This is a genomic window from Spirochaetota bacterium (genome assembly GCA_017999915.1).
Classification (GTDB): domain Bacteria; phylum Spirochaetota; class UBA4802; order UBA4802; family UBA5550; genus RBG-16-49-21.
The window spans coordinates 117,646-134,326 of the sequence record JAGNKX010000017.1; the positions used below are offsets into that span (position 1 = coordinate 117,646).

At 45.5% G+C, this 16,681-nt stretch carries 10 protein-coding genes; all 10 read left to right on the top strand.

Annotated elements, in window-relative coordinates:
* Positions 1-350: 350 nt before the first annotated feature.
* The 10 genes from KA369_20925 (at position 351) to KA369_20970 (ending at position 16,592) form a co-directional block, all read left to right on the top strand.
* Positions 351-2,534: a glycosyltransferase gene (locus KA369_20925; GenBank protein MBP7738450.1), complete on the top strand. Its 2,184-nt coding sequence runs from the start codon at positions 351-353 to the stop codon at positions 2,532-2,534.
* Between the two features lie 225 nt (positions 2,535-2,759).
* A complete protein-coding gene (locus tag KA369_20930; protein ID MBP7738451.1) occupies positions 2,760-3,836 on the top strand; it encodes a GDP-L-fucose synthase in 1,077 nt (358 codons plus the stop codon).
* 7 nt (positions 3,837-3,843) lie between these two features.
* Positions 3,844-4,614, top strand: coding sequence for an ABC transporter permease (locus tag KA369_20935; protein ID MBP7738452.1), 771 nt, complete (start codon positions 3,844-3,846; stop codon positions 4,612-4,614).
* Between the two features lie 172 nt (positions 4,615-4,786).
* Positions 4,787-5,992, top strand: coding sequence for an ABC transporter ATP-binding protein (locus KA369_20940; protein MBP7738453.1), 1,206 nt, complete (start codon positions 4,787-4,789; stop codon positions 5,990-5,992).
* 356 nt (positions 5,993-6,348) lie between these two features.
* Positions 6,349-7,497 (top strand): methyltransferase domain-containing protein, encoded by a 1,149-nt coding sequence (locus KA369_20945; protein ID MBP7738454.1) that lies wholly within the window; start codon positions 6,349-6,351, stop codon positions 7,495-7,497.
* Positions 7,498-7,770: 273 nt separating this feature from the next.
* Positions 7,771-10,764, top strand: coding sequence for a glycosyltransferase (locus KA369_20950; protein MBP7738455.1), 2,994 nt, complete (start codon positions 7,771-7,773; stop codon positions 10,762-10,764).
* An 8-nt stretch (positions 10,765-10,772) separates the two neighbouring features.
* On the top strand, positions 10,773-13,607 hold the full coding sequence (locus KA369_20955) for a glycosyltransferase (protein MBP7738456.1): 2,835 nt from the start codon (positions 10,773-10,775) through the stop codon (positions 13,605-13,607).
* Between the two features lie 92 nt (positions 13,608-13,699).
* Positions 13,700-15,583, top strand: coding sequence for an O-antigen ligase family protein (locus KA369_20960; GenBank protein ID MBP7738457.1), 1,884 nt, complete (start codon positions 13,700-13,702; stop codon positions 15,581-15,583).
* 110 nt (positions 15,584-15,693) lie between these two features.
* Complete coding sequence (locus KA369_20965) at positions 15,694-15,975, top strand: transposase (protein MBP7738458.1); 282 nt, start codon at positions 15,694-15,696, stop codon at positions 15,973-15,975.
* Positions 15,972-16,592: an IS3 family transposase gene (locus KA369_20970; protein MBP7738459.1), complete on the top strand. Its 621-nt coding sequence runs from the start codon at positions 15,972-15,974 to the stop codon at positions 16,590-16,592. Before KA369_20965 ends, KA369_20970 begins: the two co-directional genes overlap by 4 nt.
* Positions 16,593-16,681: the final 89 nt, after the last annotated feature.

Here is a 16,681-nt window from a genome sequence, read left to right on the forward strand (position 1 = left end):
GTTACAGGGCGGGGACATCAAGAAGTTGAAAACTGAGACATAATCTTATGTTTTATAAAAAAATTTGAATGATTGGCTTATGATTTTACTTATAATTATTGACAATAATTTATATTAATAATTAATTTATAAATCCAGTTCTGTAATTTATTTTTTTTGATTTTTGTCGCACTTGCGGGTAAGAGCAGTGAATATGCTCATCTTTATAACATATCAACTCGCTGTTGCCACTATGCCTGTATAAGGGAACCTCGAAAAACTAGAATTTTTCAATGTTGGTATATTGAAATTTTTTTAATTTTTAGAAGTGCCCATAATACTATCATTATCTTTTATTGTTGTTTTGTGCAATGGATACTATTTCAATTATTACACCGTCTTTTAACCAGGGCTGTTTTCTTGATGACGCGATATCGTCAGTCTTAAGTCAATCCGGTGAGTTTTACATCGATTATATTATCATTGACGGCGGTTCCACCGATACGTCGGTTTCAGTCATCAAGAAATATGAGGAAATGCTTCAGGAGAACTGCAAAACCGTACAAATGGACGGTTTGACCTATTATATAAAAAAGAAGCCCGCCTTTAGGTTCTGCAATTGCCGTGGAATAAGCTACCGCTGGATCAGCGAGAAAGACGAGGGCCAGTCCCATGCGATAAACAAGGGCATATCAATGATGGAGGGCGACTTTTTCGCGTGGATCAATTCAGACGACTATTACATGAATAATGACGTATTCGCGAAGGCCGTTGATTTTTTCAAGGCCCATCCAAATACGGGCATGATATACGGCCGCGGTTACTGCGTGGATGAACATAAAAAAATCATGAGGGATTTCCACGATAACTGCACCACCCTCAACTTCAGCCGGAGCATTCTGAAGCATGAATGCTTCATCCTCCAGCCGGCGGTGTTCGTCAGGAGCGCGGTTGTCAGGGACGCCGGGCCCCTTGATGAGAGCTTTCAATGGTGCATGGACTGGGAATACTGGCTCAGGATAGCCAGGAAGCACACCATATCCTATTTCCCCCAATGGGTCGCCTGCTGGCGTCAGTATGAAGGAATAAAATCGAATGATTTTTGCCGGGATACGGTCTATGAACGGGACCGTATCATGCGAAAGTATTCCGGTTTCTTCGAATACGCGGTGAACAGGTGGTACTTTCAGGCGACCATGTTTTCGCTGCAGCATTTAGCCTCGTTGCGGCATGATTCCCCGATTAAAAAAACGGTGATCTGCGGCTTTGAGCTGGCCGCCAATTATACGCTGCGCCTCTTCATGAGGATGTTCGGCGGAAAGAGGGTCAGCTCGACGGTGTCCCGGATAGCCATATTCACGCCCCTGGAGCCGATCAATTCGGACATAGCCAAATACAACACGGGCCTGATCCAGGGTCTCCTGAAGAAAAAGCCGGGTCTTTTCGTGGATGTCTATGTGGACGGCGGCTATAATCCGATCAGGTTCGAATCGCCCGGATTCAGAATAATCAATCATGAAAAGTTTCACCGGAACCATTATATCTACGATACGATATTATTCAAGGTAGGCGACGATTACCGGCACCACAGCTACATGTTCCCCTATGTGCGCAGATACGGCGGGATCGTCGAGCTGGATGACGCGAAGCTCAATCAGATATACATACATATCATTGAAAAAATAAGAGGCTACCTGAGAAAAAGAAAGCTGCTTAGTTGCTTGCGGCTTTGCGCCGCCCATCCGGAGCTGCGGTACTACGCGTGGCATAAAATGCTGCGGCCCCTGAGCAACCGCAATAAGGAAGCGTACCTTGACAGGTACCTGTACCGGAAGTCCTTCCTGGTGAAAAAGGCCCGGTCCATCATCGTGCGGGACCAGAACCCGGTCCTCTATTACCGGCTGCCGCGCCGCAAGTGCTCGATAATAGAAAAAGGCTCGGAAATTAACAGCCTCACGGGCCCGCAGGACAATCTAAAGATTCGCAAGCGTTTCGATATCCCTAAAAACGCCTTTGTGATGATACTGGGCGGCGAGACGGCCTCCATGGTGAAGGCGGACCTGATAATCAAGGCCCTCGCCCGCATCAGAAAGCAGGTGCCGGACCTTCTCTGCATACTCATGGCCGACCATTCCCGTCAGAACGATGCTCTTGTCGAGCTGATCAGGGAATGCCGCCTCGAAAAAAGGGTCCGCTTTTCCGGAGAGCTGACCAACGAAGAGAAGCTGGAATATATATCCATCGCCGACGCCGGAATAGACCTGGGATCAAAAAAGAGGAAGGGCCAATCGGGCTTTCAGGTTGATTTGGAAGAACGCGGGAAGATCGTATTCATGCCCGGGTTCGGCAATGACAGGTCTTTATCCGGGGATCTGTCAAAATGGATGCGAAGAAAAGACGACGTGGAAAAGGTCCTGGCCGACAGGATGCTGTGGCTCTATAATAATCCGGGTCATGTCTACCGGATCGGATTTCACGGCCATCAGAACGCCTCAAAGGCGCCGAAGCTCAATGACGCGGTTATAACCGGGTATTGTGAGGCCCTGGGCCTGTAGTACATGCCGGTTCCCTTGCCGCCGCCCCTCATTAATAATTCTTGACACATATGGCGCAATCGCTATCATTACCCTGCTTCCCGTGAAGATGCACTATCCCATGTGAGCAATGATGGGTATATTCTGATAAAAGAGGGATGCTTGTACATGTCCCATTCAGGCATTGCCCTGAAGCGAAATCGAGTATTCTGATGATAGCAATCATAATGGACGAATAGTATAATTATGGATAAAGACGCCAAAATATATATCGCAGGCCACAAGGGGCTGGTGGGATCGTCGCTGCACAGGACCCTGCTGGATCTGGGTTACTCGAACATAGTCGCGCGGACCCATGGCGAGCTCGATCTCACCAGGCAGGCGGATACGGAACAGTTCTTTGAAGAAGAGCGCCCCGAGTACGTCTTCCTGGCCGCGTCCAAGGTGGGCGGCATAATCGCCAACATGACCTACACCGCGGAGTTCATCTACAACAACATAACCATCGCGGCCAACGTCATCAACTCCGCCTACCGCTATGGCGCGACGAAACTGTTGAATATCGGGTCGTCCTGCATCTATCCGAAAATAGCGCCGCAGCCCCTTAAGGAAGAGTATCTGCTGACAAACATACTGGAGCCGACCAACGAGGCCTATGCCATAGCCAAGATAGCCGCCATCAAGCTCTGCCGCTATTTCAACCAGCAGTACCGGACGAATTTCATATCGGTCATGCCCACGAACCTCTACGGCATACGGGACAACTTCAACCTGGAAACGGCCCACGTGCTTCCGGCGCTCATCAGGAAATTTCACCTGGCGAAGCTCTTGCGGAACAAGGACTATGACGCGGTCAATAAAGACATAAAGACCTACCGGCTCGGATTCGGCCTTGATGACCATGTCGATGGCAAGTCGCACGGTTCCACTGAAAAGGCCCTTCTCGAGATAGGCATCACGTCGGAATACATAATGCTCTGGGGCACCGGGGAGCCGTACCGGGAGTTCCTGTACGTCGACGACCTTTCCCAGGCGTGCATTTTCCTCATGGCTAATTACGATAATTTCGCCATCGGCGAATTTATCAATATCGGCAGCGGCAGCGACATGAAGATCAAGGACATCGCGACCCTGGTAAAGGATGTCGTCGGGTACACCGGGGACATCCGCTATGACACCAGCAAGCCCGACGGCATGCAGCGGAAGCTCATGGACAGCTCGCGCATCAAGCAGCTCGGCTGGACGCAGAAGCATACCCTCGCAGACGGTATCAGGCAGACCTATGAGTGGTACCTGAGCAATATGGGTGAAAAACATTCCTGATGCGCATATGAATCTCCGGCTAATATTAGAATTCACCAAGAGGGATTTTACCGAAAAATATGCGGGATCCCTCCTGGGTGTAGTATGGGCATTCATCTACCCCCTTGTGATGATTACGATCTATGCCGTTGTCTTTTCAAATATTATGGGGGCCAAGCTCAGTCCCGGTCAGGGCAGCGGGTTTTCCTATGTCTCTTACCTGGTGGCGGGAATAATACCCTGGACCGCCTTTGCCAATACCATCATGCGCTCATCCACGGTGTTTCTGGAAAAAAAAGGAGTGATTTCCAAGGTCCATTTGTCACTGCCGCTTCTCCCCCTTTACATCGTATTGTCGGAAACTATAACGTTTATCATAACATTTCTGCTGTATTTGATTCTTTTAATCGTTATGGGCATGCCTCTTTATAAATCGATCATCTTTATTCCTTTTATTTATGTAGTTCACCAGATATTCGCCTATGCGTTGGGCCTGTTCTTTGCCATGATGGTCGTTTTTATCAGGGATTTCAAAGAATTGATCAACGTGGCATTCCAGATATGGTTCTGGCTCACTCCCATCGTCTATGTCATGGATATCGTGCCAACAATCATGAGGGTCGCCATGGATTTCAACCCGGCCTATCTGTTCATATCCGCATACCATGATATATTTGTCTATGGAAAGTATCCTGATTTTATTTCGCTGCTCATTCTGGCGGTTTCCGGCCATGTTATTCTTCTTTTTTCATATGTATTATTTAAAAAAATAGAAAAGGACATACGCGATTTCATATGATGAAGATCTATCTTCTGTTTGTTATTATCATTACCGTCATAATGGCGGCGATATTATATTCATTTAAAAAAAATATGCATGGCAACTATAACGGCATCTGGTTCATTATAACCAGCGGCATCTATTTTTGCCTGGTGTTCATCGGCGCACTATACTTTTTTGGTATTCCCCTATGATTCGAGTAGACGCTATTTCAAAGAAATTCAAATTATACAGAGCCCCAGCGGATCGTCTTAAAGAAATACTGTTCAGGAAAAAATGCCATAAGGATTTCTGGGCCCTGGATAATGTGTCGTTTACGGTAGACGACGGCCAGGCCATGGGGATCATCGGGCAAAACGGCTCCGGTAAGTCGACCATGCTGAAGATTCTCACCGGAATCTACCTGCCCGATTCCGGTTCCATCTCCATCAACGGAAAGATAACGGGACTCCTTGAACTGGGGACCGGTTTTAACCCGGAAATGACCGGTGTCGAGAATATATACATGAACGGACTCCTCCTGGGGATGTCGAGGGAGGAAATCGACGGCAAGAAAGACGCCATTATCGAATTTACCGAGCTGGGCGAATTTATCTATGAGCCGATCAAGACCTATTCGTCGGGCATGACCATGAGGCTCGCCTTTTCCATCGCCATACACGCCGATCCGCAGTGCTTTGTCGTGGATGAGGCCCTTTCGGTGGGGGACGCCCATTTTCAGCAGAAATGCATGGACAGGATCAGGGCCTTCAGAAAAAACGGGGGGTCCATTATTTTTGTTTCCCATGATCTCAATGCAGTGAAGATGCTCTGTGACAAGGCGATACTCCTCAACCACGGCATTGTCATTGAGGAGGGAGACCCGGAGAACGTGGTCAATTCATACAATTTCCTGATTTCGAAGCAGGGTGATGATATTGATTCCTCCATTTATAAGATTGACGGAGAGTCCTCCTTCGGCACCTTCGAGGCGCAGATAACAGATATTGAATTAATCGGTGAACATTCAAGGTCAAACATGATTTCTTCAGGAGAAAAAGCGACCATATCGGTGAGTATCGAAGCGTGTAATGCGATAAGGGACGTTACCGTCGGAATCGCCATCAGAGACAAGTTCGGACAGGAGATATTCGGCACCAATACCTATCATCATAAAAAGAATTTTAATCTTGAGAAAGGAAAAAAATATATCTGCCGCTATCTCATGGAAATGAACATCGCTCCCGGAAAATACACTCTCACCGCGGCCCTCCATGTGGGTGATTCGCATTTAAATCATTGCATTCACTGGAAAGATAAATTCATCGATTTCGAGGTCGCCGGAATATACGGCAATATGTTCATCGGCGTATGCAGATTGAAGCCGGAAATATCCGTTGAGGTCAGGAATTCATGAGCAATAATTCAGAAATAAATATCGATGAAATAATGAGGGAGATCCGCGCAGAGGTGGCTCGCAGGAAAAGGGAGCACCGGTATGCGCAGGCGAATGTTTCACCTTTGACTATTCCCGGCCGATATCCCGCTTCTCCCCGGCAATGCGCGTCCGCCGCTTCCGGAGCTGAAAAATCCTTTATATGGAAAGGCCTTAACCGGTTTAACGAATTTCTGTGCAGAATCAGTTTCTATAACAGGTTGTATGTCGCTGTCAGGGACCGGCTCAGAAATCATTTCGTCAGCAACAGGCCCGCCTATGACCTGGATGTGTTATTGACCGCTCAGGATGAGGAATTCGCGGCCCTGGCGTACAGCGTGTTATTGCACCGGGAGCCCGACTATGATGGATTGAACGGCTATATGACACGGCTTCGCAATGGGAAAATTTCGAAAATCGATATTCTCGCCAGTATGCGTTTTTCGCGCGAAGGCAAAGAGAACGGTGTCAATGTCAAGGGATTGAGGAGAAGGTATCTCTGGAACAAATTCTTCGGGATTCCAATCGTTAGCTTTTTGGCCCGCTATGTATTGGTTGTTCTGACTCTTCCGCATCAAATCAAGAGGATGGAAAAACTTGACGCGAAGATTGAGGCTGATTATATCGATTTAAAAAAGTCATTTGCAAAAAACATGGCCGACCATGAATTTCGCAATACACAGGATATTTCACATATCACGCGCCAGGTGCAGGACCATACGTACACCCTGCTCGACCAGCAGCGGAGACTCGGCGTGTTTCTTGACGAGATTGCCAGGGCAAAGCCGGAAGCCCTTTCGTCCGAACAGGCGGCCCTGTTTCTCGATGAAAGAGACCATATGCTGGACGCAATGTATCTGACCTTTGAAGACAGGTTTCGGGGAAGCCGAGAGGATATCAAGGAGCGGTTAAGGGTGTATATCCCCCATGTCAATGCGGTTGTGAAAGGAAAGGGGTCTTCCGTCCTGGATATCGGTTGCGGCCGCGGTGAATGGCTTGAGCTCCTTTCGGAAAATGGAATAGAAGCCAGGGGAATCGATCTGAACAAAATAATGGTCCGGCAATGCCGTGACCGCGGTTTTGATGTTCAGGAATCAGACGCAATGGAGTTCCTGAAAAAAATGGAGCCTAACAGTCTCAGCGTCATCACGGGTTTTCAGATTGTGGAACACCTGCCGTTAAAGACTCTGATATCTATTTTTGACGAATCTTTGAGAGTGCTGATGCCGGGGGGCATGGTGATCTTTGAAACGCCCAATCCGGAAAATATCATCGTGGGCTCATGTAATTTTTATTATGACCCAACGCATATACGGCCCATACCTCCCGATGTCCTGCAGTTTCTGGTGGAAACCCGCGGTTTCATAAAAAGTGAAATAGTAAGACTGCATCCGCTGAATTTCATCAGTGAAACCGAAACAGGGATCGATAAGATCATCGAGAGATTCAACAAGGAGTTAGATTATTCAGTTATCGCCTATAAATAACTCGATTTAGGCGTTTTTATCGGTACAATATTATATTAACGAATTTGATATCTCATTTTTTACTAGTTACGTATGTGAGCTATTGATAATCGGTTATTTTGCTGCGGAAGGTCCATCCTGGACCATCCTCGCTTTACGCAAAACATCCATGTTTTGCTTGTTTTCGAGCAAATCAATGCAATATATCACTTATCACGTCGAAAAAATGAGATATCAAATTCGTCGCAATTGTTCTATAATAAAAACGACAGACTCAAGTAAATTAGTGTCCCTATGCGCATACTGTTATGTAACGAGCGTTTTATTTTCAGGTTTGGCGTTGACCGCGTCCTCATACTTCTCGGGCGCGGCCTGAAAGAGCACGGCCATTCGGTTTCGATTATGGCCAATAAGTATGACAGGGAAGTCATTGAATCGTTCGCGGATAAAATCATTGAAATTCCAGTAGATATTGATGATTATATAAATCAAAATGATCGCGCCGTTGACTGGATAAAAAATAATTGGGACTTATCATTCGATAGAGATACCGTCCCCGATCTGGTAATCGTTGCGGGGTGGCCTTTCTACGCGTCGATACCCTTCTTCAGGCAAAAAGTCGGGAGAGTTATTTTTCATGACTATGGGGCCGTGCCCCTGGATGGTTTTTCCGGTCTCGGTCTAAAAGTACAGCAAAAGCTTAGATTTTTAAGGAAAATATGCATACGGGAATCCTCGGAAATTATCGCCATCAGCGATTTTATCAGGAAAACCCAGAGCATATCCGATTGCGGCGGCGCGATACCGTCAAAAACGATCCACCTGTCGGCCGATTATCTCGATTCATCGATCTGGCGTGAGGAAACGCCCTGCTTCGGTTTAAGCCTGATCCGCGAATGCAAAAAGGACAATATCAAAACCATACTCAATCTGGGAAGATGGGAAACCAATAACTATAAAAACTCGGAAGCCGCATTCAGGATCGTGCCAAGGATACAGGCTGTTGTTCCGGAAGCCATATTGCTTGTGCTGGGAGACGCGGGTACGTGCAGCGTCCCGTCCCATTTGAAGTATTCGATCATTCCGATCGGGTTTCCCGGCGACAAGGAAATGCAGGAAATAATGACGCAGGTCGATCTGGGGATATCCTTTTCCCTGTGGGAGGGATTCAATCTTCCCCTCGCGGAAATGCAGTGGCTGAAAAAACCGGCGCTGGTATTCGATGTAGGGGCCCATCCGGAGGTGGTGATCCATCCATGGTACCTGTGCCAGGATGAGGATGAGCTGATACGCAAAGCCTCTGAAATCCTGACGGGGAGGGGCCCTGACAGCGAGGTGATAAGCTTCAACCAGAAGAAGTTCCATGAATATTTCACGACAGGGCGGTTTATCAATGATTTTCTTGAAGTCATAGATAACGGTGTCGATCATCATCCGGTTGTAAAAGAAGGATTCAACGAGCTATGCGTGATGATTGATGTGTCGAACTCCGCGATAAACACGTCGAATTCGGGAATTTTAAGGGTGACCAGGCGGTTGAGCCGGGAGCTGCAAAAGCTGATCAACCCGATTTTCGTGATATGGGATGAGGCCGAGCAGGGGCTCGTTCTGCCCACGGCCGAAGAATTCGCGACACTGTCTTCCTATAATGGACCGGTTCTGTTCGATCGGCTCTATCTTTCTCCAAGCCGTGAAAAAAGAATCCAATTGAAAAACATTCTGGATACATATCAATCAAGAATAAAATGGCTGCTCCTGCCGGAAATGGCGATGGGCTCCTTCGGGCCGATCATCGATTTCGCCAGGCGTCATGCCATCAGCCTCGGGTCGATATTTTACGACGCCATACCCCTCCTGCGGCCGGACCTGTGCGCGGCCGGGGTCGCGGCAAACCATTCCACGTACATGACGAACATGGCCGGGGTGGATCTGGTGTTTCCCATCTCCCATTACAGCGGTTCATGCCTGTCGGATTTCTGGAATAACAAGGGAGCAAGCGCACAGGTTATGGACGAGCTCCTTCCAGGGGAATTCGGATCAGCCCCTCGCAACAGGGACCCATATCAATGGAATTCAAAGGAATTCTGCATCCTCTGCGTGTCAACCCTGGAGCCGAGAAAGAACCATAAACGCTTATTGGAAGCGCTGCTGCTGCTGGAACAACGGCATCCCGAGGTGCATTGGAAGCTGGTCCTGGTGGGGGCGACATATTTCAACGAGAGTGAAATAAGCGGTTATGTGGATAACCTGTGCAACAGGAATACAAGAATCAAATGGCTGAAAGTCGTCGATGATGACACAATGATAACATTATACCGTGATTCGGCTTTTACGGTGTATCCTTCGTTGATCGAGGGATATGGCATGCCCATCGTTGAAAGCATCTGGCACGGGAGGCCCTGCATCTGCTCCAAAGACGGCGTCATGGGAGAGCTGGCGCGGGACGGCGGCTGCCTGGCGGTGGATGTGGAAAATATAGAGGAAATATGCGATGCCATCTACCGGCTCTCTACGGACAGGGACCTGTATGAAGGGTTGTTCGACGAAGCAATATCGCGAAAAATCAAGACATGGGAAGAATACGCCATGAACATTATCACAGCAATGAAGAATTTCAAAGCCGAAAAAAAGAGCGCCGGCGGCAATGCCATCGATGATATTCTTTATGGGGGCTGCCTGACAGAGAATTGGCAGATGAACCATTCGGAGCGGCTGGCATTGAAGGGGATTCTTTATTCAATAAAGCCCCGGGTGGTGATCGAGGTCGGCACCTACCAGGGAGGAAGCCTCTCCCTCATGGCGCAATACGCGGAAAAAATTTATTCAATAGACATCGATCCTGATATCCCCGCCAGGTATTCATACATGAAGAATGTGCAGTTCATCACCGGGCCGTCCGAAGTGACCTTCGCCGGCCTGCTCGAAGATCTGCAGAAGCGGAATACGCCCGTTGACCTCATCCTGATCGACGGCGACCATTCAACGAAAGGGGTTATGAAAGATATCAGGATCCTCCTGAAATATAAACCGATTGGGCCGACCATCGTCATCCTCCATGACAGCTTCAATCCCGGATGCAGAAAGGGGATGATCGATTCTCCCTGGGACTCGTCGCCCTATGTGCACATGGTTGAGATTGATTTTGTCCCCGGCGCCATGGCCACTCCGAACGAAATGTGGGGAGGTTTGGGCTTCGCCCTGCTCCTGCCGGAAAAGAGAAAGGGCCCGCTGCGGCCGGGCCGCCATAATGATCTGGTGTTTCAGGTCATAGAAAAATCCATTCGGTAATTCAATTCATGAATATCATCATTCCATATCATGGGATAATTTCGACGGATGCCGTGGGGAATGACATCATCCAGTCTTACCATTTCCTGAAAAAACGAGGCTTTACCGTATACCTGTACGCCGAGCGGTGCGACGACGAACTGAAGGAGGTTGTTGTAGATCAAGAACGATTATTTGAATTAATACAGACCAAAGACAACCTGATGATATTCCATCATGCCTATATCTGGGATTTCGGGGAGACGATAATCGACAGGGCCCGGTGCATGATAGTAATGAAATATCATAATATCACCCCGCCCGAATTCTTTACGCCCTACAGCGTGGAGCTATACAACAACACGAAAAAGGGAAGGGAACAGACCCGGCGGCTCATCGGCAAGGGCAAATTCGATTGGTACGCGGCAGATTCAAAATATAATCAACTGGATTTGATCGATAATTACGGGATCGATCCAACGAAGTCCTCGATCGTTCCTCCCCTGCACAGGGTCAATGATTTTTCCCTGGTTGAATTGAAGCGGGTAATTCAAAAAGAAAAGGATACCGTGTACGTTCTGTTCGTGGGCCGTTTCGCCCCCAACAAGGGCCACGTACATCTGGTAAAAACAATATACGAATACACGAGATTGTATGACGCGAGAATCGTATTGAATATCGTCGGAAGCGTCAGCGACAGCCTCCGGTCATATTACGACGAAATAGCCGATATGATCGCGCAGTACGGACTCACTGACATTATAAAAATACATAATTACGTCAGCTTCGAGGATCTCTATTCTTACTACAAGTCGTCGGATCTGTTCCTGCTGATGTCGGAACATGAAGGCTTCTGTGTCCCCATCATTGAGTCCCAGTACAACGGCCTTCCGGTGATAGCGTGGAATACTTCCGTCATATCCGATACCCTGGGCCAGGGGCAGGTGGCAATCGATGAGCTTGATTACGGATTGTTCGCCGGGGCCATCCGCAGGGTCGCCACGGACACCAACCTGAGAGGCGCGTTGATCGGCAATGGCATCAATAACTACAGGAATTATGAAAACGATCGGATAGGGCCGCAGCTTGTTGAGATGATTGAAGATATAAGATCGGGCACGCCGCGCCATTGCGCAGAGACATGCATAGCCACGTCGATACCGGAAAAGAAACCGGGTGAGATGGATGTCTCAGGAGGCGCGAAAAGACTACCTGAGGCGCATCGTAATCCAGGGCCCCTCAGGATCATCATTGTAAGCAATTATTATCCGCCGAATTTCATAGGAGGGGCGGAGGTAATCGCGCACCATCAGGCGAAGGCGATGAAAAGCCTTGGCCACGATGTGATCGTATTCGCCGGCGATACGCGGGGCCTCGGTCCGCGCTATTCCATCCATGAGGATGATTACGAAGGTCTGACGGTATACCGCGTCGCGCTGGAAAACGAGGATTACAGCACGGATTATTTTAATTTTTCTCACAGGGAAATAGAGGTTCATTTTAAGAAATTGGCGGAATCATTCAATCCTGACGTTGTCCATATCCACAATGTCATGGGCCTTTCACTGGGGATCATTCATATAGCGCGAAAAAAGGGGATCAAGACCTTCATCACCCTCCATGACAATTGGGGCTTTTGCTGTAAAAATACGATTCTTAAAAATAATTCGGAAATTTGCGCCACCTTTGAGGGGTGCGAATCATGCCTGCGTTATGTCAATGACGGCTGCGAGAGAAGAATCCCCATCGCAATGAGAAAGGACTTTTTCATGTTTCAACTACACGAGGTTGACGGATTTATTTCGCCGAGCCGGTACATCGCGGATAATTACATTCGCGCCGGTTTCCCCGGAGAAAAATTCAGTGTCATATGGAACGGCATTGATATTGAAAAGTTCAGCTCCATAACAAAAAAGGAATCAAGGGAGATACGGTTTACCTATATAGGATATCTGGGACATCACAAGGGAGTTCATGTGTTGATTGACACCCTGCATTTTTTAAAGAAGGAACCGATAAGGATCAATCTTGTGGGAGAGGGCGATCAAGGGAAAAAGTTGGAGAAAAAGGCCCGCAGATACGGAAAAAGTAAACAGGTCGCTTTTTGGGGGAAGGTGGACAATCGCCGCATCGGCGAAGTCCTGGGGGATACCGACGTGTTCGTGCTGCCCTCCATCTGGCCCGAAAACCAGCCGGTGACCATCACGGAGGCCATGGCGTCGGGAATCCCGGTAATAGCGTCAAACATCGGCGGGATCCCGGAGTTGATTGATGACGGCGTTTCCGGATTCCTGTTCAAGCCGGGAGATGTAAGGGATTTATACAACAAGATGATGTTTTTTATCATGGCCCCGGAAAAAATACGGGAATTCGGCCTGGCCGCATTTAATACAATAGCAGCCAGGACATTCCAGAGCCAGGTGCGGGAGATCGTCGATTTATACACTGACGAATTATCGGCCGGCGATACAGCCGAAGAAAGATTGGTCGTGTGTGTCGGAAAAAGAATGATGGATGAATGCAACGAGGCAATCAATCTGGTAAAATATGACAGCGATCCATGCTTTACGGGGACCCGATTTGTTCTGGACGAATGGATAGATCGTGACCAGATCCAAAAAGCTAAAATTTTATGGGTCGTTGACGAGCATATTAAAGAGGATATGATAAAGCCATTTCTTGATATCAATATCCCCTTGGTGGTGCCAGAACAAAACAATGGCTTGAAGCAGTATTGCGTAGAAAACAATTGCGGGTTGTATTTCAAGGATGCCTTTGAGGCATGTGAATGTTTAATATATCTATTGAATAATGAATCAATTTTGATTGGAATTGGTAGAAAATGTAGTTCCAGCATGACTTGATCAACTAAAGGATAATATTTGTTAATTGTAAATATTAAACACAGGCTATGCCGGTAACAATCTATATGCTAACGAAAATTACAAAGAGTGCAATGAAAAGATTATTTATTAATTTTCATCGTTTGACTGATCGCAATATTCAATTATTGTTTATTGTGAATTCAATTCTATTTCTGTATTTAGCTCGATATATATCTAGTGCTGCTCCAGTATTAATATTTTTCTCACTTGCTATATGCTTTTTCCTGATGAAAAAGCACTCTAATAATGAATTGCTTAAGTTACTATTATTAGTGTCAATTGTCTATATAATTTGGATAATAATATCATTTAGTATGCACTATGTATCACTTGGGCAACTAGATCCAGCATCATATATTGATACTTATAAAGCATATCCAACTAATGCAATAGAGAATAATAAATTATTATCTATAATGTATGTATTATTCCCAATTGGTTTTATTGCAGCTATCTCTTTGTTTGTAGCATATGAAAAATTTGACATTGCTCTGGTCATAATTCCTATATTGTTTATACCTTCATTATGTTTTGCGGTGATTCAGATTTTATTTGATACATATATTATTGCTAATCCAACATCTATTAGTGGTTTGAGCCGTGATCAAAGTTCCTTTGGACTGTTGCTATATCTTTTATTTCCCCTCCTTTTGCTGGGGATAATAATTATGAAGAAAAAAACATTAAAAATTTTCTATATCATGATGACAGTTTTATTATTATTGATTTTAATGTTTAGAGGCCAAAGAACTTCTTTCATTGGAATTATTATGTTTGTTTCCATGTCGGGCATAATTATGGCTTGGACCATGAATGTCTCAAAAAGGAAATTGTTGATTATTATCGGAACAAGTTTTTCGGTAATTATTCTATTGGTAATTTTATTTATTTCCATGTCGATATATTGTACTAAAAGAGATATCATTCCGAATACATTGATGAATCAAATTTATCATCATTATCATGATTACAAGGTAGGTGGTCTGGAATTATTTATTGCAAAAGCCAACCGAGACCGATTCGATTATGCTAAACAGTCTATTAAGGTAATTAGAGCTTATCCTTTTGCAGGTTCTGGGGCAGGTATGTTCTGTTCAACGGTTCGTGATATAAGGTATAAAAACAAGGAACCTGAGATGCTACTTGATAATGCCGCTAACCAATATTTACAGGTTGCATCCGAATTGGGATTATTCGCGATGGTTCTTAATTTGTTTATGCATATTCTTCCCTTATTCATATTTACCAGAATTAGTACAAGGATAGATAATGTCAGAGATCGGTTGATTGGAGGTATTTGTTTTTCTACAATGCTTATTTGGATGTTCCTATATTTTACAGGTCCACATATAATATCGCCTGATGTCATGTGGATTGTAACAACATATCTTGCATGCCTTTTATCATTATCAATAAAGTATGGTTATAGTATATCAAAAAAAAGCACGAAAATAACGTATGTTATACTTTTATTTTGCACAATCTTATTCATAATTGGAGTTCAAAATGCGACATTTGGCAGTAATGGATATAAAGCAAAACTCGCTAGCTATTGGTGGCCATATAGTAATAAGAATGAGCAAGGTATTTATCCACCTGAAAATTGGAATGGAAGAAGCTGGCGTTGGGTTACAAAAAAAGGATATTTAACATCGTTAGTCATTGATGATTATATTAATATAGCAATTATGGCACCAGAATATAGTATTGATCACAAAAAAGGATTAAATGTTTCAATATATATCGATAATTCATTAATTGATACACTCCATTTTGATAAACCCGAAATTCAGGATCGGACTTATTGCGTAAAAAAATATAAAGACAAAAATATAATTATTGGAATTGAAGTATCCAAAACATTTATACCAAAAAATATTGGTTTCGATAATGATTTCAGAGTATTAGGTGTTGCTCTTGGAGAGGTTCATTATTCAAAGAATAAAATTAATTAGGGTTTCCTGAAAAAACAGGGACATGCTTGATATATTGTTTGACGTTGCCTCATTTTAGTAGACACAGAGAACATCCCCTGGGATAATAAAAATCCAAGGAGATGTTTCAAATGAAATACGGGAAAGAAATCAAAGAAGAGACTGTTTTAATGATCCTGAATGGCCAATCGACGATTAAGAAGATGGCCGAAGATCTGGGGGTTCATTATACCACTGTCAGAGACTGGGTTAGGCAATATAAGGAGAAGAAAGAGGAATCTTTCCCTGGGTCAGGGAATCAAAGCGCTTCGGACGCTGAAATGAGGAGGCTTTTAAAGGAAAACGCAGATTTAAAGATGGAAAATGATTTCCTAAAAAAAGCCGCGGCCTTCTTTGCGAAAAACCAGAAGTGAAATATCGCGCAGTACAGCGATATAGCTCCCATTTTGAGGTTGTAAAGATGTGCCAAACATTACAGATAAGCAGGAGCGGTTATTATGCGTTTTTAGGACGTCCCGAGAGCGAGCGCACGAAACGTCAGAGACATGTATTGGAGATGATTAAGATAATCCACGAAGAAAGCCATAAGATATATGGGGCACCAACAATAACAATAGAGCTCAATAAGGCAGGTATTCCTGCCAGCAAGGGAATGGTTGCCCGTCTGATGAGGAAAAACGGCATCAGATCAAAGGTAAAAAGGAAATTCAAGGCAACGACAGATTCAAATCATAATCTGCCTGTTGCAGAAAACCTTTTAAATCGGGACTTTACCTCTGATTCTAGGGATAAAAAATGGCTTTCAGATATCACATATCTCGATACAGATGAAGGATGGCTGTATCTGGCAGGAATCCTTGACCTTTATGATGGTGCTATCGTTGGGTGGTCGATGGATAGTCGCATGAAAAAATCATTGGTCATGAACGCGCTCGCAGAGGCATGTAGGAGAAGAAACCCGGGGCCAGGACTTCTTATTCATTCTGATCGAGTCTCACGGGTCACCATATTCCCCAGGCCAGGGTCATGAATATTCCCCACCCCCGGGAACAGGCCTATCGTATTTCATTCACTCCACAATTTCAGTCTCATTGTCAAGCATGTTCCCTGTTGTATTAC